Here is a 19,961-nt window from a genome sequence, read left to right on the forward strand (position 1 = left end):
GTGATGGACGCTCAGGCCGGAACGCGCTGGCGTTCGAACTTGATCGCGAACGTGTAGCGCGGCGCGTAGCAGATGCGGTTCGGCGGTCGGCCGACGTGCTTGATCGCGCCGTCGAAGATCACCAGACGGCCCGGACGCGGTTGCACCGCGGCGGCCACTTCGTTGTTCTCGTCGAAGAACATCGTTTCGCCGCCCCACTCCAGGTCCCAGTGCTCGCACAGGTACCACAGCGCGGTGAGGTCGTGCTGGTCGGGCAGGCAATCGGTGTGGCTGAAGAGCATGTCGCCGAAGGTGGCGACGTTGGTGTACGCGCGGTACGGACGGTAGCCGTACTCGCGCGTGGTGAAGCCCAGCACCGCGCGCGCGGTGACGTCGAAGATCGGCTGCTGCACGAGCGCTTCGAGCTTCACCTCGGTCGCCCAGTGCTTGTGCTCGGCCGTTTCCGGCCGGGCGACTTCGGTGCGCGTGAACGCGGCCTTGGCCAGGCCGCGCACGTAATCGGCGACGTTGGGCAGATGCCCGTCGAACACCCGCAGCGGACGACCATCGATCTCGAATTCACGACTGGCCGCTAGCGCTGTTGGGTTCGCTGTCGTCATGCGGGCCTCAGTTCTCCAATGCCTTGGCGATGCGCTGCTGCTCGTCCTTCAGCGCCTGCGGCATGCGCGGGCCGTACTCGTCGAGGTACTCGCCGATGCTGGCGAATTCGGCCTGCCAGCCTTCGCGCTCGAACCCGAACAGCTTCGCCCGCGCTTCGTCGGTGAGTTCCACGCCGTCGAGGTTGATCTCGTCGTCCTTCGGCAGATGGCCGATCGGCGTTTCGACCGAACCAGCTTCGCCCTTCACGCGCTGGATCATCCACTCCAGCACGCGCAGGTTCTCGCCGAAGCCCGGCCACAGGAACGAACCGTCGTCGCCCTTGCGGAACCAGTTGACGTGGAAGATCTTCGGCAGCTTCGCGCCGGCCTTGTCGAACGACAGCCAGTGGCCGAAGTAGTCAGCGAAGTTGTAGCCGCAGAAGGGCTTCATCGCCATCGGATCGCGGCGCATCACGCCCACGGCACCGGTTGCAGCAGCGGTGGTTTCCGAGCCCATCGCGGCGCCGACGAGCACGCCGTGCGTCCAGTCGCGCGCTTCGAACACCAGCGGCACCAGCGACGGGCGACGGCCACCAAAAACGATCGCGCTGATCGGCACGCCGGCGGCGTTCTCGGCTTCCGGCGAATAGCTCGGGCACTGCTTCGCGCTCACGGTGAAGCGCGAGTTCGGATGCGCGGCCGGGCCCTTGGCCGCGTCGTATGCGTTGCCGCGCCAGTCGGTGACCGGCTGCTGGCCGTTGTCGATGCCTTCCCACCACGGCTGGTTGTCGGCGGTGACGCCGACATTGGTGAAGATCGTGTTGCTCTGGATCGACTTGAGCGCGTTCGGGTTCGACTTGGCCGACGTGCCTGGCGCGACGCCGAAGAAGCCGGCTTCCGGATTGATCGCGTACAGGCGGCCATCGGCACCCGGGCGCATCCAGCAGATGTCGTCCCCGACCGTCCACACCTTCCAGCCGTTCGCGCGATAGCCTTCCGGCGGAATCAGCATCGCCAGGTTGGTCTTGCCGCACGCCGACGGGAATGCCGCGGCGATGTAATGCGTTTCCCCCTGCGGGTTTTCCAGGCCGAGGATCAGCATGTGTTCGGCGAGCCAGCCTTCCGAACGGGCCTGGTGCGAGGCGATGCGCAGCGCGTGGCACTTCTTGCCCAGCAGCGCGTTGCCGCCGTAGCCGGAACCGTATGACTTGATCGTCAGTTCCTCGGGGAAATGCATGATGAAACGGCGCTCGGGATCGAGTTCGCCGATCGAATGCAGGCCGCGCACGAAGGAGCCCTCGCGCTCGATGCGCGCCAGTGCCGGCGCGCCCATGCGCGTCATGATGCGCATGTTGGCGACCACGTACGGGCTGTCGGTGATTTCCACGCCGCAGCGCGACAGCGGCGAATCGATCGGGCCCATGCAGTACGGGACCACGTACATCGTGCGGCCCTTCATGCAGCCGTCGAACAGCGCGTCCATCTTCGCGTGGCCGTCGGCCGGCGACATCCAGTGGTTGTTCGGGCCGGCGTCGTCGCGCTGCGCGGTGCACACGAAGGTCAGGTGCTCGACGCGGGCGACGTCGTCCGGATGCGAGCGGTGCAGGTAGCTGTTGGGATGCGTCTTCTCGTTGAGCTTGACCAGCGTGCCGTCGGCCTGCATCTGCGCGATGAGCGCGGCGTTCTCGGCGTCGCTGCCGTCGCACCAGTGGATCGCGTCGGGCTTGGTCAGCGCGGCGACTTCGGCGACCCAGGCATTCAGCGCGGCGAGCTTGCTGCCCTCGCTCCCCGGCGCGACGGCAGGTTTGGCGACGTCATGGGAAATGGCATTCATTGCGGAACTACCTCCAGCGGGGGCCGGCTTAGGGAAACTGGTTTTCAGGCTGATCGATCATGCCGATGGGTCATGCTGAGGGAATCAGCGTGGCCATCATGTGCTCGACGTAGGCCTCGAATTCATCGTGCTGCATGCGCGCCTGGTGCAACTGCAGGTTCAGTTGCAGGAAGCCGACGTAGGCGGCGTACAGCAGGCGGGCGCGGTGCTGGGCGTCGGTGCGGCTCAGCCCGGCCTGGCGGAACGAAGCGGTCAGGTATTCCAGGCGGCGCTCGGAGACGCGCCCGATGACCGGCTGCACCGCCGGGTGGTCGAGCGCCTTGAGCAGCTCGGAATAGATGACGTGCGACTTGAACTCGTGCGCGACCAGCGTGAACAGCGCGCGCAGGCGTTCGCGCGGGTCGGAAATGGGTTCGAGCTGGCCGAACACGGTTTCCTGTTCGACCTTCTCCCAGCGCTCCAGCGCGGCGACGAGCAACGCGTCGCGCGAGGGGAAATGCCAGTAGAAGCTGCCCTTGGTGACGCCCAGGCGCCGGGCGAGCGGTTCGACCGCGACGGCGGCGACGCCCTGTTCGGCGATCAGATCGAGTGCGGCCTGGGCCCAGTCGTCGGCGCTCAGCCGACCGGTGCGCTCCGGTGCGGGCTTGTCCTGCCCGCTTGCGCGGTCCTGGCCAGCCCCTTCCTGATCGGGATGGGCCTGCTTTGGCTGGGCCGGCTTCGTTTGCGCCGGCTTCGTGTGCGCGGTTGAGCTCATGGTTTCAAGTTTAACCATACGCCAGTGGCGGTAACAGTATGCAGGCCGTCAAGACTCCCGAAAGAAGGCATGAAGGCCGGCGTGCGGTTGACAGCAACGCGGGAATCTTACCATACTCGGCCGTATGGCAAGCGTTTGATGCGCGCGCTTGAACGCCGCAGTTTCCAGAAAGGAGTTCCTGGAAGGAGCTCCTGGAACGGACCGGATGGCGCCTGCGCATCATCGCGAACCGACCCACTCACCTTCTTAATACGCATCGCCGCACCGCTGCTGGAGCGCCGTCATGAGCATCGCGATTCCCTTCATTGCCTTCCTGCTGGTAGGGGCCATCGCCGCCTACCACCGCCTGCGCCTTCCAGTGTGGGCGGCGCTGACCGCGACCGCGCTGGTCGCCTGCTGGCTGCTCGGCGCCAGCGGCACGGCGACGGTGGTCGCAGCGGCCATCACCGCGCTGATCGCGGTGCCGCTGCTGCTGCCGCAGATCCGCCTGCCCTTCATCACCAAACCGCTGCTGGGTTTCTACACGAAGATCCTGCCGCCGCTGTCGGAGACCGAACGCGTCGCGCTCGAAGCCGGCACCGTCGGCTGGGAAGGCCAGCTGTTCTCCGGCAAGCCGGACTGGGACGTGCTGCACAACCAGCCGCGCCCGATGCTGCGCCCGGACGAGCAGGCGTTCCTCGACGGCCCGGTCAACGAGCTGTGCCGGATGATCGACGACTGGAAGATCACCCACGTCGACGCCGACCTGTCGCCGGAGCTGTGGGACTACATCAAGAAGAACAGGTTCTTCGGCATGATCGTGCCGAAGGAATACGGCGGCCTGGGCTTCACCGCACTGGGCAACCACAAGGTGATCCAGAAGCTCGCATCGATGTCGTCGGTGGTGTCCTCCACCGTCGGCGTGCCGAACTCGCTCGGCCCGGCCGAGCTGCTGATGCACTACGGCACGCAGGAACAGAAGGACTACTACCTGCCGCGCCTGGCCGACGGCCGTGAAGTGCCGTGCTTCGGCCTGACCGGTCCGTGGGCCGGTTCGGATGCGACGTCGATCCCCGACTACGGCATCGTCTGCATGGGCGAATGGAACGGCGCGCGCGTGGTCGGCGTGAAGCTGACCTTCGACAAGCGCTACATCACGCTGGCGCCGGTCGCCACGCTCATCGGCCTGGCGTTCCGCATGTACGACCCGGAAGGCCTGATCGGCGACAAGCAGGACATCGGCATCACGCTCGCATTGCTGCCGCGCGACACCGCCGGCGTCGAGATCGGCCGCCGCGCGATGCCGCTCAACAGCCCGTTCCAGAACGGCCCGATCCGCGGCAAGGACGTCTTCATCCCGCTCAGCCAGCTCATCGGCGGCGAAGCCTACGCCGGCAAGGGCTGGCAGATGCTGGTCGAATGCCTGTCGATCGGCCGCTCGATCACGCTGCCGTCCACCGCCTCGGGCGGCTCGAAGTACGGCGCGGTGGTCACCGGCGCCTACGCGCGCATCCGCAAGCAGTTCGGCCTGTCGGTCGGCCGCTTCGAAGGCGTGGAGGAAGCGCTCGCCCGCATCGGCGGCAACGCGTACACCATCAGCGCGCTGGCCGAAGCCTCGGCCGCGGCGGTGGCGCGCGGCGAACTGCCGGCGGTGCCGTCGACCATCTCGAAGTACCACTGCACCGAGATGGGCCGCGAAGTCGCGCGCGACGTCATGGACATCATCGGCGGCAAGGGCATCATTCTGGGTCCGCGCAACTTCGCCGGCCGCAACTGGCAGGCCGCGCCGATCATGATCACGGTGGAAGGCGCGAACATCATGACGCGCTCGCTGATGATCTTCGGCCAGGGCGCGATCCTGTGCCATCCGTGGGTGCTGAAGGAAATGAAGGCGGCGACGCTGCCCGATCCGGACGAGCGCCTGCGCGAGTTCGACCGCAACCTGTTCGGCCACATCGGCTTCGCGATCTCCAACGCCGTGCGTTCGTTCTGGTTCGGCCTGACCGCCGCCAAGATCGGCGCCGCGCCTGGCGATGCGTACACGCGTCGTTACTACCGCAAGCTCAACCGCTATTCCGCGGCGCTCGCGCTGGTGGCCGACACCTCGATGCTGCTGCTCGGCGGCAAGCTGAAGTTCAAGGAATCGCTGTCGGGACGTCTGGGCGACGTGCTGAGCAACCTGTACATCGCCAGCGCCCTGCTCAAGCGCTATGCGGACGAAGGCCGTCCGGTCACCGACCAGCCGCTGCTGGCGTGGTCGATCCACAACGCCACCTTCAAGATCGAGAAGGCGTTCTCCGGCGCGCTGCGCAACTTCCCGATCCGTCCGATCGGCTGGCTGCTGTGGGCGCTGGTGTTCCCGCTGGGCCGTCGCGCGCAGTACCCGAGCGATCGCCTGGGCCACAAGGTCGCGTCCCTGCTGATGTCGCCGAACGAAGCGCGCGACCGCCTCGCCGTCGGCGTGTTCACCGAACCGACCGCGAACAACCCGGGTGGGCGCATCGCCAGCTACCTGCAGAAGGCCGTGCTGGCCGAGCCGGTGGAGCGCAAGTTCCTCAAGGCGCTGAAGCAGAAGGGCATCGAGGCGCACGATTTCGCCGCGCAGCTGGACGAGGGCGTGCGCGAAGGCTGGATCACCGCCGACGAACGCCGCCAGCTCGAAGAACTGCGCGAGCTGACGATCGACACGATCAGCGTCGACGACTTCGATCCGGAAGAACTGCGCGCCGCCACCTCGCAGATCGGCAAGCGCGACAGCCGCTACGCCGCCTGACGGCAACATCGCAACGACAGCACGACGGCGGGCATGTCCCGCCGTCGTGCTGTCGGGCCAACGAAGGACGCATCCAATGTCGACGCCGCTGCTCTCGCTGTATCGCAGGATCACGCGCTGGCCCGCCGGCCACTGGCTGTTCTCGCGCGCGGTCTGCTTCAAGGCTCCCTACTTCGGGACGATCGCGCCGTGCTTCGTGTCGCTGGAGCCGAACCGCTGCGAGGTGCGCATCCGCGATCGCCGACGCGTGCACAACCACCTCGGCACGGTGCACGCGATCGCGCTGTGCAACCTCGCCGAACTGGCGGCCGGCGTGATGACGGATGCGTCGTTGCCGACGTCGATGCGCTGGATTCCCAAGGGCATGACGGTCGAATACCTGAAGAAGGCGACCGGCACGATGCACGGCGTCGCGACACCGGACGTTCCGCTGGTGGAATCGGCGTCGGGCTACGAACTGCCCGTCACGGTGATCGTGAAGAACGACGCGGGCGAAGCGGTGTTCCGCGCGTCGATCGCGATGTGGGTGTCGCCGAGGAAGTGAACGGGCCGGCTCAGCCGACCAACCACAGCGCGGCCAGCGCGAGCAGCGCCGGCACCGACTGCACGAGGAAGATGCGCTTGTTGACCGTGGCGGCGCCGTAGACGCCGGCGACGACGACGCATGCGAGGAAGAACGTCGCGACGTCGCGGCGTTCGTCGATGATCGACCAGACGAGGCCCGCGGCGAGGAAGCCGTTGTAGAGGCCCTGGTTCGCGGCGAGCGTTCTGGTTGCTTCGGCTTTCTCGCGCGTGAGGCGGAAGACTTTCATGCCGGGTGGGCGCGTCCACAGGAACATCTCCAACGCGAGGAAGTACGCGTGCAGGAGCGCCACGAGGGCGATCAGGGTCAGCGTGAGGATGGACATGCGTGCGGTCCCCCGGGCGATTCGACGATCGCTACGCGTCAACGTACCTGATCGGGTTCGAGGGCGTCATCCTGCAGCCCGTCGTCCGCCCCGTCATCCTGCAGCAGCCCGTCATCCCGGCGTGCATCCCATCGGCGCTCGCCTTCCAGCGCCTTGAGGTCGGTCCTGCGGTCCTCGTGGAGGATCTCCACACCCTTGGCGCCAACGAACTTCGTCGGATTGGTCTTGCCGCGATTGAACAGCGTGAGCGTGTGGCCGTGCGCGCGCGCCGCCTCGACGAAATGCGGCCCGAGGAAACCGGTGCCGCCGAGCACCAGGCTCTGCAGCGGCTTGGCGGCCTTCTCCGTGCGAACGCGGGAAGGCCCATCAGGGCGGCGCCGGCGAGCCCGGCCTGGAGGACATCGCGGCGGTGGGTCATGTCGATCCTTCGGAACCGGGCGCGGGGAAGCCCAGGTTGCGGCAGCGTGCGCCGGCGGGTGCGCGCCGCCATCCGCCGGAGGTCACGGCGTGGCGGGCTGTGCCTGCGGCGGCGGTGCGGCTTCGACGCGACGCGACAGGCGCCAGCCGATGGTCGCCGCGCTGAGCGCGGCCAACGCGCTGATGGCGGCGAAGCTGCCGGTGGTCACGCCCAGCGCGCGCAGGGCGTTCATGCTCAGCGCGATGGCGGTGTCGCCGAACCGCCACACCGCCGTATCCACCGCGTTCTGGCCCTTGTAGCGGACGTTGCGCGGCACACGCGCATAGAGGCTGTGGCGCGCCGGTTCGGCCATGCCGTAGGCGAGGCCGCGGCTGACGATCAGCGCGATCGCCACCGCCGGCAAGCCCAGCGCGAGCGGCGCGTGCGGGTCGTTCGAGAACACCACCAGCGACAGCGCGAGCATGCTCACCACCGCCCACACCAGGATCACCGCGCCGGGCCCGCGGCGCGGCAGCAGCCAGCGCGTGAGGGTCAGCTGGGTGAGCACGGTCAGCACGTTCGACATCTGGTCGACGCGCGCGGCGAAGGCGGTGCGCGAAACCGCATCGGTGAAGGTCGCGCCCGAATAGTCGACCACCAGCGCGTAGTTCACCGTGCCGATGCCATCGGCGAGCAGCAGCAGGATCGCCATGTTGCGCATGAACGGATCGGTGAACACCTGCTTCAGGCCATCGAGCATGCCGCCGCCGACGGCCGCTTCGTGCGCGGCCTCGAAGCGGCGTTCGCCGTGCGTCCGCGCCCATCGCCCGAGCAGGACGATGCACACCACCGCCCCTCCCAGCAGCGAGGCCGACACCAGCAGCAGGGGCGCCACGCCGATGATGTTCACCAGCGTGGCGGTGAGCGTCGGGCCGGCGAGCGCGCCGCAGGTGCCGGCCACCGCGATGATCGGGAACAGGCGCTTGGCCTGCTCCAGGGTCCAGATGTCGGACATGAAGATCCAGAACACCGACACCACGAACAGGTTGAACACGCTCACCCAGACGAAGAACGTCATGCCCAGCGCGCGCGGCCCGATCAGCGACGGCTGGGCGAACAGCGGCACGAACGCGAACAGGCAGGCGATGAAGAACAGGTACACCAGCGGCACCACGATGCGCCGCGGATAGCGCGCGATCAGCCAGGCGAACACCGGTGTCAGCAGCAGCGTGCCGATGAAGGTGGCGCCGTAGAACCACGGCAGCTGGGTCGAACCCACCGCCGCGGTGAGCTGCTCGCGCAACGGGCGGATCACGTAGTACGCGGCCAGGACGCAGAAGAAGTAGGCGAACGACAGCCCCACCGCCGGCCATTCCCCGCCGCGCACGCGCCGGGTCGCCGGTTCGGAGGGAACGCGATCGTCGTGTGGCTGCGGCATCGCGGTGCTGCTCCGGGCGAGGATGGCGCGAGTTTACCTGCGGCGCGTGGCGCGCTCGCAGTGCGGATTGCGGGTCCGCTTCGCGGCTCGAACCCGCTCCCTCCTCCCCCGAGGGAGCATTTGCTCTAATGGCCCCGCTTACGGTCGGCCGGCAACGTCGGCAGACCGGCACGACGAAAGCGGCGCAAGGGCAAGGCACACGTGTACGACTACATCATCATCGGCGCCGGTTCGGCCGGCTGCGTGCTCGCCAACCGCCTCTCCGCCGATCCCGACGCGAAGGTGCTGCTGCTCGAGGCCGGTCCGCGCGACAGCCATCCCTTCATTCACATGCCGGCCGGTTTGGCCAAGCTGGTGCACAACCGCCGGGTGAACTGGAACTACCACACCGCGCCCGAGCCGGCGCTCGACGGCCGCACCCTGTGGTGGCCGCGCGGCAAGGTGCTCGGCGGCTCCAGTTCGATCAACGCCATGTGCTACACGCGCGGCGTGCCGGGCGACTACGACGAATGGGCCGCCAGCGGCGCCACCGGCTGGGACTGGGATTCCGTGCTGCCCTGGTTCCGTCGCAGCGAACGCAACACGCGCGGCGGCGGCGCGCTGCACGGCGACGCGGGCCCGCTGTACGTCTCGGACCTGCGACACAGCAATCCGCTCTCGCACGCCTTCATCGAAGCCGGGCGCCAAGCCGGTTTCGCCGTCAACGACGACTTCAACGGCCCGCGCCAGGAAGGCTTCGGCCTGTACCAGGTCACGCAGAAGAACGGCGCGCGATGCTCCAGCGCGGTGGCCTACCTCGATCCGGTGCGCGAGCGGCGCAACCTCACCATCGTCACCGGCGCGCAGGTCAACCGCATCACGTTCCGCAAGGGCCGCGCCGATGGCGTGATCTACACGACGAAGGGCCGCGCCTACCACGAGCCCGTCGCGCGCGAAGTGCTGCTGAGCGGCGGCGCGCTCAATTCGCCGCAGTTGCTGATGCTCTCCGGCATCGGCCCGGCGATGCAGCTGCGCCGGCACGGCATCGACGTCGTCGTCGACGCACCGCAGGTCGGCGAGAACCTGCAGGACCATCTCGACATCTGCACGCTGCGCCATTGCCCGCAGCCGATCACCTACGACCGCCTGAGCGACGCGCGCATCGCCTTCGACTACTACCTTCGCGGTCGCACCGGCATCGGCACGAGCAACATCGCCGAGGCCGGCGGCTTCGTGCGTTCGCGTTTCGCGCCGGACGAACGGCCCGACATCCAGTTGCACTTCGTTCCGGCGATGCTCGACGATCACGGCCGCCATCGCCTGCCGGGCGACGGCTACACCGTGCATGCGTGCTTCCTTCGCCCGCGCAGCCGTGGTCGCGTCCGCCTGATGAGCGGCCACGCCGGCGACCAGGTGCGCATCGAGGCGAACTACCTCAGCGACGAGGAGGGCTTCGACCTGAAGATGATGGTCGAATGCGCGAAGCTCTCACGCGAACTGCTCGCGCAACCGGCCTTCGATGCATATCGAGGCGCACCGATCTTCCCGGCCCGCGACGACCTGGACGACGACGACCTGGTCGCCTTCATCCGCGCCAAGGCCGAGACGATCTACCACCCGGTCGGTACCTGCCGGATGGGTTCGGATGCGCTGTCGGTGGTCGACCCGCAACTACGCGTGCGCGGGGTCGAAGGCCTGCGCGTGGTCGATGCCTCGGTGATGCCGACCCTCATCGGAGGCAACACCAACGCGCCGACGATGATGATCGCCGAGCGCGCGTCGGAGCTCACCCGCGCCGGCTGATTCGCGCAAGCGGGCGCGGCGAATTCGCGCAATCTTCACGGCCGTGCGCGCTTCGACAAAGGTGAATGCGAAAAACAGCGGCTGGAGAACTGCGACGCAGTCCGCTAAAGCCTGAAAAATCAGGGCCATGTTGCCGACTGTTGCCCTGCCCCCTGAGATTGGCGCTATGATCCCGCGAGATCGTGAAGCAGGGGCGAAGGCCATGAAAAGCAATGTGAAAAAGCCTTCGCGCGCACTCCCGCGCCTCGCCGCCATCGCACTGCTCCTTCCGCTCACGCTCGGTTCCACCGCACAGACGCCGCAGCATTCCGGCTCGCCGTCGCTCGTCACCGCCAACGCCAAGTGGGTGACCAGCAAGCCGGCGCAGCCCGCTGCTCCGCTGCCGCCCTCGGTTCCGTTGCCCGCCGCGTTCGACGTGCGCCAGTTCGAATCGATGGCGCAGCAGCTCGTCGCCAACCAGCGCGTCCCCGGCCTTGCGATGGCGGTGGTGCATGGCGGACGCATCCTGAGCGCGCGCGGCTACGGCATCACCGACACGAGCCACGCCACGCCGGTCGATTCGCACACGGTGTTCCGCCTCGCGTCGCTGTCCAAGAGCTTCGCCGGCACGATGACCGGCCTGCTGGTCAACGAAGGCTCGCTTCGCTGGGACAGCAAGCTGGTCGATTACATGCCGAGCTTCCGCCTGAGCGATCCGCTGGCCTCGCAGCAGCTGACCGTCGCCGACCTGCTCAGCCATCGCGTGGGCCTGACGCACAACGCGTTCGATCGCGACCTGGAGCAGTACGTCGATTACCGCACGCTGACGCAGAAGCTCGCCTACGCGCCGCTGCAGTGCGCGCCGGGCACCTGCTACAGCTACCAGAACGTCGCCTTCAGCCTGGTCGGCGACATGGTCTTCGCCGCGACCGGCGATTTCTACGCGCAGGAAGTGCAGCGCCGCATCTTCAAGCCGCTGGGCATGAACGATGCGAGCCTGGGACTGGAAGGCATCCAGGCCAGCCCGAGCTGGGCGCGTCCGCACGTGCGCGGCCGTGGCGGCTGGGTGTCGCTGATGCCCAAGACGACCTACTACCAGGTGCTGCCGGCCGCCGGCGTCAACGCCAGCGCGAGCGACATGGCGCAGTACCTGCTCGCCCACACCGGCCACCGTCCCGACGTGCTGCCGGCGCCGCTGCTCGCCACGCTGCACCAGCCGGTCGTCGATACGCCGAGCGAGATCCGCGGATCGTCATGGCGCCGCACCCGCCTCACCAGCGCCGGCTACGCGCTGGGCTGGCGCACCTACGATTACGCCGGCCATCGCGTGGTCTTCCACGGCGGCGCGGTGCAGGGATATCGCGGGCTGATCGCGGTGGTGCCGGAACTCGACTTCGGCGTGGCGATGCTGTGGAACAGCGAAAGCTCGCTGCCCTCGGGCATGCTGCCGACCATCCTCGACACCGCGCTGGGCCTGCCGCCCGGCCAGTGGCTGGACGACGAGATCGACCCGACGCTGTACGCCGAGTCGTCGGACGACGCCTCGCCCGATGCGCCGCACGCGCCGGGCACGCACGCTTCGGCTTCGACGGCGGCGCCGAATTAAACGGCGAAGCGCGGCGCTTCTTATGGGGCTGCTGGTCCGGTAGCCCGGGTAAGCAAAGCGCACCGGGGCCTGCCACGCTCACCCCGGGTGCGCTTCGCTTACCCGGGCTACGAGAGCGCCGGCGCGCAGACGAGTTCGCTCGCATCTCTCGCATGTGGAGCACGGCGACTGCGTAGGCGTCCTCGCTCGCGCGGTTCGTCCTTGCGAAGGCGGGAATCCACCGGCGTTTGAACCACGCTCGTCGCCTCTGCGAGAGCGGGATCCCGCGAACTGAGCCGTCATCACTCCGTCGCGCCTCACCCCGTCCCCTCTCCCGGACGGCGAGGGGCTCAAAAGCTCCCTCGCCTGCGAAAGGCTCCCTCGCCTGCGAATGCAGCGGAGGGTTGGGGATGGGCGAAGTGCACGGCGCCATAACGCTGAAGAGCATGGCGGCGACCGCGAACGCAAAGCGCACGCATCAACCGCATCACTGCATCGCACGCCCCTACCCTCACCCCAACCCCTCTCCCGAGGAAAGGGGCTAAGCGCGGCGCGCACCATTCCGATCAAACGGAAACCACCCGCCGCAACCACAACCACCGGCGCAAAAAAAACTCTCCCCCCGCCTGGGCTGCGGGGAGAGAGCTCGATTACGGTCTTCGGGGCTTTCTTAGATCATCGGAGCCGGGGTGGCCGGCATCGCCGTCACGGACGCCTTCTTGGCGGTCTTCTTGCGGCTCGACTTCTTGGCGGCCTTCTTCGGGGCAGCCTTCTTGGTCGCCTTCTTGGCGGTCTTCTTGGCGCCAGCCTTGCGGGCGGTCTTCTTCGCGCCAGCCTTCTTGGTCGCCTTCTTCGCGGTCTTGCGGGCGCCGGTCTTCTTGGCGGCCTTCTTCGCGGTCTTCTTGGCGGTCTTCTTGGCGGCGGTCTTGCGGGTGGCCTTCTTCGCCGTCTTGCGGGCGCCGGTCTTCTTGGTGGCCTTCTTCGCAGCCTTCTTGGCCGGGCGCTTGGTCGCCTTCTTGGCGGCCTTCTTCACGGTCTTCTTGGCGCCAGCCTTCTTGGCAACCTTCTTGGTCGCCTTCTTGGCGGCGGTCTTTTTCTTCGCAGCTTTCTTCATGGCCATGGTATGGCTCCTCGTCAGTGGTTGATCAGCATTGATCAGTGGTCTTGCAGGTCTATCGCCCAGTAGAACCTCAAGCCGCGGGTATCGGACCCGCGAGCAGCCGCCGACGCGCGAACGCGTCGGAACGGATTTCGTGCCGCCCGCAACCGCGGGCAAACAAAAACCCGGCGCGCGATGTGCGGACCGGGTTGGATGGAATGCCTGGCCTGCGTGTACACGGCGCGCGTTTTCGCGGGGGAAACGAACCCTGCGTCCACCGTTTCGACTGCCCGGTCGGAGGTCCGTTTTGTGCCGCGAGTTGTCGCGTTGTCTGTACTCACTCGCTTCCGCAGGAGACGTCTGCTGGGCGAAACCTAATCACGCTTTTTCGGACTGTCAACAACTTCGCTCATTTTTTTTTCAGGCAGGTCGGCATGGCGTCGCCGTCGCCGGTGTTCGAAGCGCGGGGTCGAACGACGACGACGATCGCCGCGCGTTCGCCGACCCGCCAACGCGCATTTCGCAAATGGCTTTTTTTCAGGGGTTTGCGAATACGCATCGACGTCCGGACGCATTCGATGGCGCGATCGCACCGGTGCATCGAAGCGTCGGGAAGCGGTCGTCGAAGGCATGCGAGGCACCCCGAAAAAATTTTCGGACGACACCCCCGTTTCGCGTCGCACAAACCCGATTTGCGCGAAATTGCGCGAAGCCCGACGACCATCCGAAGCACTCGCACGCGGCGCATCGGCCGACGCGGCGACACCTTCGCGATGCACTCGATGCCGTTCGTCGTTCGTCCGCTTCGCGACGAACGCACCACCCGAGGAGGTTCGAACGATGGCGTCGAACGTGTCGGCCATCGCCATTCGAAGACCCGCGCATCGTCGATCGACGACGCCGCGCTCACCGGACCGTCACGTCCCGCAACACGCCCTGCGCCGAGCGAAAAAAAACCGGCCGCACGAGGCGGCCGGTTCCGGTGAGGTGCGAAGCCGCGCGACGCGTGCCGCGCGCTCGTGGCTCAGTGGTCTTCTTCTTCCAGCAGCTCGGCGTAGTCGTCCGGAGCCAGCAGCTCGTTGAGCTGGTCGCCGTCCTCGATCTCGACGGTGAAGATCCAGCCTTCGCCGTAGGCGTCCTCATTGATGGTCTCGGGCTTGTCGGTCAGCGCGGCGTTGACCGCGACGACCTTGCCCGACACCGGCGCGTAGACGTCGGACGCGGCCTTCACCGACTCGACGACGGCGCAGGCGTTGCCGGCTTCGACGCGGTCGCCGACGTTCGGCAGTTCGACGTACACCAGGTCGCCGAGCAGGCCCTGTGCGTGGTCGGAGATGCCGACGGTGACCTTGCCGTCGCCATCGACGCGGGCCCACTCATGGGACTTCATGAACTTCAGATCGCCGGGAATTTCACTCATGACGGGAGCCTCGAAACGTTTGCGGGGGCGCGGAACAGCGGATGTCGGCGCCTAGTCTAACGGCGGCGACTGGAGCACGCGACAGGGGAATGATCGCGGTCAACGGAAGCCTTCGGAGGGACGGTACGGCGCACGCGGATGCAGCAGGGCGTCGCGCAGCGCGTCGACGCGGTCCTGGCCCCAGAACGGTTCGCCATCGAGGACGTAACCCGGCAGTCCCGGCAGGTCCGCGTCGATCGCCGCGCGCGTGTTGTCGGCGTAACGACCGGCGACCGCGTCGGTGCCGGCCTGGCGCATCACCGTCGATGCGTCGAAGCCCTGCGATGCGAGCAGGGCTTCGATCACCGTCGGGTCGGCGAGGTCGCGGTCTTCCGACCACAGCGCGCGGAAGGCCGCGTCCATGTAGCCGGACGGATCGAGTCCGGCGTCGGCCAGCGCGATCGCGCAGCGGTCGGCCAGGGCGATGTCGACCGGGTAGAACTTCGGCGACAGGTTCAGGGGCAGGCCGCGTTGCGCGCGCCAGCGCTGCAGTTCGACCAGGCGGTAACGCTGGCGCGCCGGCGCGCGCTTGCCCAGCGGCAGGCCGCCGTTCGCATCGAACAGTTCGAAGATGCGCACCGGCCGGTAGCGCAGCGTGGCGCCGGTCTCGCGCGCCACCGCCAGCACCGCCGCATGCCCGAGCCAGGCATACGGCGAGAGCAGGCTGAAGTAGTAGTCGACGACGCGCGTGGCCATGGCGATCAGACCAGCACGCCGTCCTGCGGCTGCCCGTCGCGCACGAACGGGAACTTCACCACGCGCACCGGGACTTCCTTGCCGCGGATGTCGACGCGCACGTTGCCCGCCGAACCCAGCGCGATCTTGCCGGCCGGCACGCGGGCGAAGGCGATCGCCTTGCCGAGCGTCGGCGAGAACGTGCCCGACAGGATCTCGCCGTCGCCGTGTTCGGTGATCACTTTCTGGCCGTGGCGCAGCACGCCCTTTTCGTCCATCACCAGCGCGATCATCTGGCGCGGCGCGCCGGTGGCCTTCTGCTGCTCGAGCACGTCGCGGCCGATGAAGTCGCGGCCTTCGTCGAGCGCGACGGTCCAGGCAAGCGCGGCTTCGTACGGCGAGACGGTGTCGTCCATGTCCTGGCCGTAGAGGTTCATGCCCGCTTCCAGGCGCAGCGTGTCGCGCGCGCCGAGCCCGGCCGGCTTCACGCCCGCGGCGAGCAGCGAGTTCCAGAACGCGACCGTCTGCGCTTCCGGCACGACGACCTCGAAGCCGTCCTCGCCCGTGTAGCCGGTGCGCGCGACGAACACGTCGATGCCGTCGGCCGTCTTCGCCTCGCCGGCGGCGAACTTGCCGAGCTTGCCGATCGCGTCGCGGTCTTCCTCGCGCAGCAGGCCCAGCACCTTCGCGCGGGCATTCGGGCCCTGCACGGCGATCATGCCGAAGTCCGGGCGCTCGGTGACCTTCACGTCGAAGGCCTTCGCCTGTTCGGTGATCCACGCCAGGTCCTTCTCGCGCGTGGCGGCGTTGACCACCAGGCGGAAGAAGTCCTCGGCCCGGTAATAGATGATGAGGTCGTCGATCACCCCGCCCTGCGGGTTGAGCATGCAGGTGTACAGCGCCTTGCCCGGGACCTTGAGCTTGTCGACCGAGTTGGCGACCAGGCGGCGCAGGAAGTCGCGCACCTTCGCGCCGTTGAGGTCGACCACCGTCATATGGCTGACGTCGAACATGCCGGCGTCGCGGCGCACCTGGTGGTGTTCCTCGATCTGCGAACCGTAATGGATCGGCATGTCCCAGCCACCGAAGTCGACCATCTTGGCGCCGAGGTCGCGGTGGGTCTGGTTGAGGATGGTCTTCTGGGTCATGGCGCGGGAAACCTGTCTGCGGGAGCGAGCCCGCGATTATCCCAGAACCCGGCGCCGGAGGTTTCGGCACGCCCGCCTACGCCGGCGCATGGTCGTGCGACCTGTTCGCGTGGCCTATTCGCTGGAGCCTTCGTTGTAGCAGCGCACGCTCGAAGGCGGCACGCGCAGGAAGCGGCCGGTGCGACGGTCCAGCCGCACCGCCCAGCGCACGGCCGGGAGCATGTCGAGTTCCGAAGCCCCGTCCGCGCCCGTGTCGATGATCGCCACCACGCCGGTGTCGTCGACGCCGTTGCGCTGGCAGGTGGCGATGGCGACGAGTTCGTCGCGACGCAGCGCCGGATACGGCACCGAGTCGGTGACGCGCCAGCGAGGCTCGTCGCCGACGCGGTCGACGAACTGCGCGGCGAGCAGCTGGATCGTTCGATCCTCGGCATCGTCGAGCGTGGCGATGCTGCGCGCGCACAACTCGTCGATGCCGCTGCCGATGCCGACGCAGCTGCCGGTGTTCGACCGGAACCCGTCCGGATACGGCGGCACGATCCTGCCGACCAGTCTCGGATGCCCGTCCGCGCAGGCATGGCCAACCACGGCGCAGAGCGCCGCCGCCAGCAGCCATCGCGCGACCGGGCGTCGGGTCATACCGCCGGCTCGACCAGCAGGCTCATGCCGCGATGTCCGACGATGCGCACCACCGTGCCGGCCGGAAGCTCGGGACCGGTGACGTCCCAGAACGCATCGGCGATCTGCACGCGACCGAGGCCGTTGACGATGGCGCGTTCCAGCGGCACCACGCGGCCGATCAATGCATCGGCGCGACGGTTGAGCGTGGGCTTGTCGCTGCGCGGTTCGCGCCCGCGGAACCAACTGCGGTACACCTGGATCGACACGAAGCTGAGCACCACGAACGCCGCGATCTGCGCCAGCAACGGCACGTCGGGCACGAGCAGCACGATCGCGAACACCGCCGCAGCGGCGAAGCCCAGCCACAGCATGAAGGCGCCCGGCGCCATCGCCTCGGCGGCGAACAGCAGCAGCGCCACCACCGCCCAGGTCATCGTCTCGGTGTTCCACTGCATCGGTCAGCCTCCGGGACGCGGCGACGGCGGCGGCATCGTGCGCGCGGCGCCCTGGCGTTCCAGCGCCTCCGGGCCGAGCGCGTGCTTCGCCAGTTCGGCGATGCCGGCGAGCGAGCCGATCACGCCGGTGGCTTCCATCGGCATCATCACGAACTTCTGGTTCGGCGCTTCGGCCAGCGCCTTGAACGCCTCGATGTACTTCTGCGCGACGAAGTAATTGATCGCGTTGACGTTGCCGCCGGCGATGGCGTCCGACACCAGCTGCGTCGCCTTCGCTTCGGCTTCGGCCAGGCGCTCGCGCGCCTCGGCTTCGCGGAACGCGGCCTCGCGCTTGCCTTCGGCTTCCAGGATCGCGGCCTGCTTCTCCCCCTCGGCGCGCAGGATTTCCGACTGCCGGTGGCCCTCGGCTTCCAGGATGTTGGCGCGCTTCTCGCGCTCGGCCTTCATCTGCCGCGCCATCGAATCGACCAGGTCGCGCGGCGGCTGGATGTCCTTGAGCTCGATGCGGTTGACCTTCACGCCCCACGGATGCGTCGCCTGGTCCACGGCGACCAGCACCTTGGCGTTGATCTCGTCGCGCTTGGACAGCGATTCGTCCAGGTCCATCGAACCGATCGCGGTGCGGATGTTGGTCATCACCAGGTTGAGGATGGCGATTTCCAGCGTGGCGACCTCGTAGGCGGCCTTGGCCGCGTCGAGCACCTGGAAGTAGACGACGCCGTCGACCTTCACCACCGCGTTGTCCTTGGTGATCACGTCCTGGCTGGGGACGTCCATCACCTGTTCCATCATGTTGATCTTGCGGCCCACGCCGTAGACGATCGGGATCAGGAAGTGCAGCCCGGGCTCCATGGTGTGGGTGTAGCGGCCGAACCGCTCCACCGTCCATTCATACCCCTGCGGCACCATCCGCACGGCCTTCAGCACCAGGATGATGCCCGCGAACAGCAGGACGACGCTCAGCACCGCACTCAGTCCCATGATCCCCTCCTTCGTGTCAGGGCGAGTATAGGCCGACCGCTGCGACGGTTTCGGCGGCCCCCGCATCCAGGGGAAGGACGATCCAAAAAAACGCAGGACGCGAGCCCTTGCCCACGCCCGTGCCACCCACCACCGACGCACCCCGCAGCAGCTTCGCCATCGACGTCCCCGAGGCGTTGCTGGCGCGCGTTCGCGCCGGCGAGCGGGCGGCGTTCGAGCAGATCTACCGCCGCTTCGAGCGGCCCGTGTTCAACCTGGCGCTGCGGATGCTCGGCGCCGGCCACGGCCCGGACGGCCGCGAGGAGGCAGCCGAGGTGCTGCAGGAAACCATGCTGAAGGTGTTCGACAAGATCGGCGATTTCCGCGGCGCCGCGGGGAGCGGCAACGGCAGCGGCGCCAGTCCGTTCTGGGGCTGGGTGCGGCAGATCGCCGTGAACGAAACGTTGATGCGCCTGCGCGGCCAGCGCCGGCACCAGCACGACGTGGCGCTGGAAGGCGACGAGTTCGCCGTCGACACCGGGCCGCTGCCGGCCGCAGCGGCCGATGCCGCCGCCCTGACGCGCGCGCTCGCCCGCCTACCCGCCGCGACCCGCAGCGTGCTGTGGCTGTACCACGCCGAGGGTTACACGCACGAGGAAATCGCGTCGCTGATGCAACGCACGCCGAGCTTCTCGAAATCCCAGCTCGCACGCGGCGGTCGCCGTTTGCGAGAGCTGCTCGAGCCGGAGAAGGCCCATGCCTGACACCGAACGCAACGATTCGCCCGCCGACTGGAGCGGCGCGTTCGCTTCATTGCCGATGGAAACGCCGCCGGCCGGAGGCTGGCAGCGCGTGGATCGCGCGCTCGACGCTCCCGCCGCGCGACAGCGACGGCATTGGCCGGTGTGGCTGGCTGCCGCCGCGATCGGCGCCGCTGCGATAGGCACGGTCGCGCTCATGCCGGCACTGCATCGCTCCGGCGATGCCGATGCGCCGGGCGAATCGACCGAGCTGGCCGCGCGCAAGCGCACGCCGATCGACACCTCGCGCCCACCGATCGCCTCCTCGAAGCGACCGGAAACGCGTGTGGCGGGCGAGGACGAACCTGCACCGCGCAGCACCGGGACGTCCCCGGTCGAAGACGCGACACCTCAGCCGCGTTCCGACGCCACGCCGCGCATCGCCAGCACGCCGGCGAACGACGCCGCACCCGATCCGCGCGCCGCCGAGCTGCGCGAACGGGTCGCCGCGCTCCAGGCCGAGTCGGCGCAGCTGGAAGCGCTGCTCGCCATCGCGCGCGACGACCGCGTGGCCTCGGCCAGCGGCGCGGCGCTCGCGGTCGAGTTCGATCGTCGCATCGGCCGCATCGACGCCTCGCTCGTGCAGCCGGGCCTTGCCGACGCGGATCGCGCCGCGCTGTGGCAGGCGCGCGTCTCGACGATGCGCGAACTCGCCGGCATCGAAACCACCCAACGCTGGCTGGTGTCCAGCGGCGAGCGCTACGACGGCGCGCTGGTCAGCGTCGATTGACCCCTCT

General features: G+C 68.1%; 20 protein-coding genes. 7 read left to right on the forward strand and 13 right to left on the reverse strand.

Annotated features, from left to right (window positions below; genetic code table 11):
* Positions 1-11: 11 nt before the first annotated feature.
* The 3 genes from I4U41_RS12950 to I4U41_RS12960 all read right to left on the reverse strand — a co-directional run bounded on the left by I4U41_RS12950 (position 12) and on the right by I4U41_RS12960 (position 3,166).
* A complete protein-coding gene (locus I4U41_RS12950; protein WP_206861497.1) occupies positions 12-599 on the reverse strand; it encodes a 2OG-Fe(II) oxygenase in 588 nt (195 codons plus the stop codon).
* 7 nt (positions 600-606) lie between these two features.
* Positions 607-2,412 carry a phosphoenolpyruvate carboxykinase (GTP) gene (locus I4U41_RS12955; protein ID WP_206861498.1) on the reverse strand — a complete coding sequence of 602 codons (1,806 nt, stop codon included), beginning with the start codon at positions 2,410-2,412 and terminating at the stop codon, positions 607-609.
* 70 nt (positions 2,413-2,482) lie between these two features.
* The gene (locus I4U41_RS12960; RefSeq protein ID WP_206861499.1) at positions 2,483-3,166 is read right to left on the reverse strand and encodes a TetR/AcrR family transcriptional regulator; all 684 of its coding nucleotides are present in this window, start codon (positions 3,164-3,166) and stop codon (positions 2,483-2,485) included.
* A 283-nt stretch (positions 3,167-3,449) separates the two neighbouring features.
* Between I4U41_RS12960 and I4U41_RS12965 the strand changes: the two genes are divergently transcribed.
* Both I4U41_RS12965 and I4U41_RS12970 read left to right on the forward strand, forming a co-directional pair.
* Positions 3,450-5,918, forward strand: a complete 2,469-nt coding sequence (locus I4U41_RS12965; protein WP_206861500.1) for an acyl-CoA dehydrogenase — start codon at positions 3,450-3,452, stop codon at positions 5,916-5,918.
* Between the two features lie 76 nt (positions 5,919-5,994).
* The gene (locus tag I4U41_RS12970) at positions 5,995-6,462 is read left to right on the forward strand and encodes a hotdog fold domain-containing protein (RefSeq protein WP_206861501.1); all 468 of its coding nucleotides are present in this window, start codon (positions 5,995-5,997) and stop codon (positions 6,460-6,462) included.
* A 10-nt stretch (positions 6,463-6,472) separates the two neighbouring features.
* Here I4U41_RS12970 and I4U41_RS12975 read toward each other — a convergent pair whose 3' ends face one another.
* The 3 genes from I4U41_RS12975 to I4U41_RS12985 all read right to left on the reverse strand — a co-directional run bounded on the left by I4U41_RS12975 (position 6,473) and on the right by I4U41_RS12985 (position 8,661).
* Complete coding sequence (locus I4U41_RS12975) at positions 6,473-6,826, reverse strand: DUF1304 domain-containing protein (protein ID WP_206861502.1); 354 nt, start codon at positions 6,824-6,826, stop codon at positions 6,473-6,475.
* A gap of 38 nt (positions 6,827-6,864) precedes the next feature.
* A complete protein-coding gene (locus I4U41_RS12980; protein ID WP_206861503.1) occupies positions 6,865-7,140 on the reverse strand; it encodes a Rossmann-fold NAD(P)-binding domain-containing protein in 276 nt (91 codons plus the stop codon).
* A gap of 186 nt (positions 7,141-7,326) precedes the next feature.
* Positions 7,327-8,661, reverse strand: a complete 1,335-nt coding sequence (locus tag I4U41_RS12985; RefSeq protein WP_206861504.1) for an NTP/NDP exchange transporter — start codon at positions 8,659-8,661, stop codon at positions 7,327-7,329.
* Between the two features lie 201 nt (positions 8,662-8,862).
* Here I4U41_RS12985 and I4U41_RS12990 point away from each other — a divergent pair, with 201 nt between their 5' ends.
* The 3 genes from I4U41_RS12990 to I4U41_RS18690 all read left to right on the forward strand — a co-directional run bounded on the left by I4U41_RS12990 (position 8,863) and on the right by I4U41_RS18690 (position 13,152).
* Entirely contained in the window at positions 8,863-10,443 is a 1,581-nt protein-coding gene (locus tag I4U41_RS12990; RefSeq protein ID WP_206861505.1) for a choline dehydrogenase, read from the forward strand.
* A 202-nt stretch (positions 10,444-10,645) separates the two neighbouring features.
* Positions 10,646-12,028, forward strand: a complete 1,383-nt coding sequence (locus tag I4U41_RS12995) for a serine hydrolase (RefSeq protein ID WP_206861506.1) — start codon at positions 10,646-10,648, stop codon at positions 12,026-12,028.
* 698 nt (positions 12,029-12,726) lie between these two features.
* On the forward strand, positions 12,727-13,152 hold the full coding sequence (locus I4U41_RS18690; RefSeq protein ID WP_425492582.1) for a hypothetical protein: 426 nt from the start codon (positions 12,727-12,729) through the stop codon (positions 13,150-13,152).
* Between the two features lie 328 nt (positions 13,153-13,480).
* On the opposite strand, the gene I4U41_RS13005 is transcribed toward I4U41_RS18690, so the two are convergent.
* The 7 genes from I4U41_RS13005 to I4U41_RS13035 all read right to left on the reverse strand — a co-directional run bounded on the left by I4U41_RS13005 (position 13,481) and on the right by I4U41_RS13035 (position 18,445).
* The gene (locus I4U41_RS13005; RefSeq protein ID WP_206861508.1) at positions 13,481-13,969 is read right to left on the reverse strand and encodes a hypothetical protein; all 489 of its coding nucleotides are present in this window, start codon (positions 13,967-13,969) and stop codon (positions 13,481-13,483) included.
* 161 nt (positions 13,970-14,130) lie between these two features.
* Positions 14,131-14,526 carry a glycine cleavage system protein GcvH gene (gene gcvH, locus I4U41_RS13010; protein WP_206861509.1) on the reverse strand — a complete coding sequence of 132 codons (396 nt, stop codon included), beginning with the start codon at positions 14,524-14,526 and terminating at the stop codon, positions 14,131-14,133.
* Positions 14,527-14,625: 99 nt separating this feature from the next.
* Entirely contained in the window at positions 14,626-15,261 is a 636-nt protein-coding gene (locus tag I4U41_RS13015) for a 2-hydroxychromene-2-carboxylate isomerase (RefSeq protein ID WP_206861510.1), read from the reverse strand.
* A 5-nt stretch (positions 15,262-15,266) separates the two neighbouring features.
* Positions 15,267-16,388: a glycine cleavage system aminomethyltransferase GcvT gene (gene gcvT, locus I4U41_RS13020; RefSeq protein ID WP_206861511.1), complete on the reverse strand. Its 1,122-nt coding sequence runs from the start codon at positions 16,386-16,388 to the stop codon at positions 15,267-15,269.
* A gap of 114 nt (positions 16,389-16,502) precedes the next feature.
* Complete coding sequence (locus I4U41_RS13025; RefSeq protein ID WP_206861512.1) at positions 16,503-17,027, reverse strand: hypothetical protein; 525 nt, start codon at positions 17,025-17,027, stop codon at positions 16,503-16,505.
* Complete coding sequence (locus I4U41_RS13030) at positions 17,024-17,464, reverse strand: NfeD family protein (protein ID WP_206861513.1); 441 nt, start codon at positions 17,462-17,464, stop codon at positions 17,024-17,026. Before I4U41_RS13030 ends, I4U41_RS13025 begins: the two co-directional genes overlap by 4 nt.
* A gap of 3 nt (positions 17,465-17,467) precedes the next feature.
* Complete coding sequence (locus I4U41_RS13035) at positions 17,468-18,445, reverse strand: SPFH domain-containing protein (protein ID WP_206861514.1); 978 nt, start codon at positions 18,443-18,445, stop codon at positions 17,468-17,470.
* Between the two features lie 107 nt (positions 18,446-18,552).
* Between I4U41_RS13035 and I4U41_RS13040 the strand changes: the two genes are divergently transcribed.
* On the forward strand, positions 18,553-19,188 hold the full coding sequence (locus I4U41_RS13040; RefSeq protein ID WP_206861515.1) for an RNA polymerase sigma factor: 636 nt from the start codon (positions 18,553-18,555) through the stop codon (positions 19,186-19,188).
* Positions 19,181-19,954 (forward strand): hypothetical protein, encoded by a 774-nt coding sequence (locus I4U41_RS13045; RefSeq protein ID WP_206861516.1) that lies wholly within the window; start codon positions 19,181-19,183, stop codon positions 19,952-19,954. Before I4U41_RS13040 ends, I4U41_RS13045 begins: the two co-directional genes overlap by 8 nt.
* Positions 19,955-19,961: the final 7 nt, after the last annotated feature.

The organism is Lysobacter changpingensis, assembly GCF_017308985.1.
Classification (GTDB): Bacteria; Pseudomonadota; Gammaproteobacteria; order Xanthomonadales; family Xanthomonadaceae; genus Lysobacter_J; species Lysobacter_J changpingensis.

Coding starts and splice junctions, on each gene's coding strand:
- I4U41_RS12950 (WP_206861497.1), bottom strand. CDS start 599: ATGACGACAGCGAACCCAACAGCGCTAGCGGCCAGTCGTGAATTCGAG.
- I4U41_RS12955 (WP_206861498.1), bottom strand. CDS start 2,412: ATGAATGCCATTTCCCATGACGTCGCCAAACCTGCCGTCGCGCCGGGG.
- I4U41_RS12960 (WP_206861499.1), bottom strand. CDS start 3,166: ATGAGCTCAACCGCGCACACGAAGCCGGCGCAAACGAAGCCGGCCCAG.
- I4U41_RS12965 (WP_206861500.1), top strand. CDS start 3,450: ATGAGCATCGCGATTCCCTTCATTGCCTTCCTGCTGGTAGGGGCCATC.
- I4U41_RS12970 (WP_206861501.1), top strand. CDS start 5,995: ATGTCGACGCCGCTGCTCTCGCTGTATCGCAGGATCACGCGCTGGCCC.
- I4U41_RS12975 (WP_206861502.1), bottom strand. CDS start 6,826: ATGTCCATCCTCACGCTGACCCTGATCGCCCTCGTGGCGCTCCTGCAC.
- I4U41_RS12985 (WP_206861504.1), bottom strand. CDS start 8,661: ATGCCGCAGCCACACGACGATCGCGTTCCCTCCGAACCGGCGACCCGG.
- I4U41_RS12995 (WP_206861506.1), top strand. CDS start 10,646: ATGAAAAGCAATGTGAAAAAGCCTTCGCGCGCACTCCCGCGCCTCGCC.
- I4U41_RS13005 (WP_206861508.1), bottom strand. CDS start 13,969: ATGGCCGACACGTTCGACGCCATCGTTCGAACCTCCTCGGGTGGTGCG.
- gcvH (WP_206861509.1), bottom strand. CDS start 14,526: ATGAGTGAAATTCCCGGCGATCTGAAGTTCATGAAGTCCCATGAGTGG.
- I4U41_RS13015 (WP_206861510.1), bottom strand. CDS start 15,261: ATGGCCACGCGCGTCGTCGACTACTACTTCAGCCTGCTCTCGCCGTAT.
- gcvT (WP_206861511.1), bottom strand. CDS start 16,388: ATGACCCAGAAGACCATCCTCAACCAGACCCACCGCGACCTCGGCGCC.
- I4U41_RS13025 (WP_206861512.1), bottom strand. CDS start 17,027: ATGACCCGACGCCCGGTCGCGCGATGGCTGCTGGCGGCGGCGCTCTGC.
- I4U41_RS13030 (WP_206861513.1), bottom strand. CDS start 17,464: ATGCAGTGGAACACCGAGACGATGACCTGGGCGGTGGTGGCGCTGCTG.
- I4U41_RS13035 (WP_206861514.1), bottom strand. CDS start 18,445: ATGGGACTGAGTGCGGTGCTGAGCGTCGTCCTGCTGTTCGCGGGCATC.
- I4U41_RS13045 (WP_206861516.1), top strand. CDS start 19,181: ATGCCTGACACCGAACGCAACGATTCGCCCGCCGACTGGAGCGGCGCG.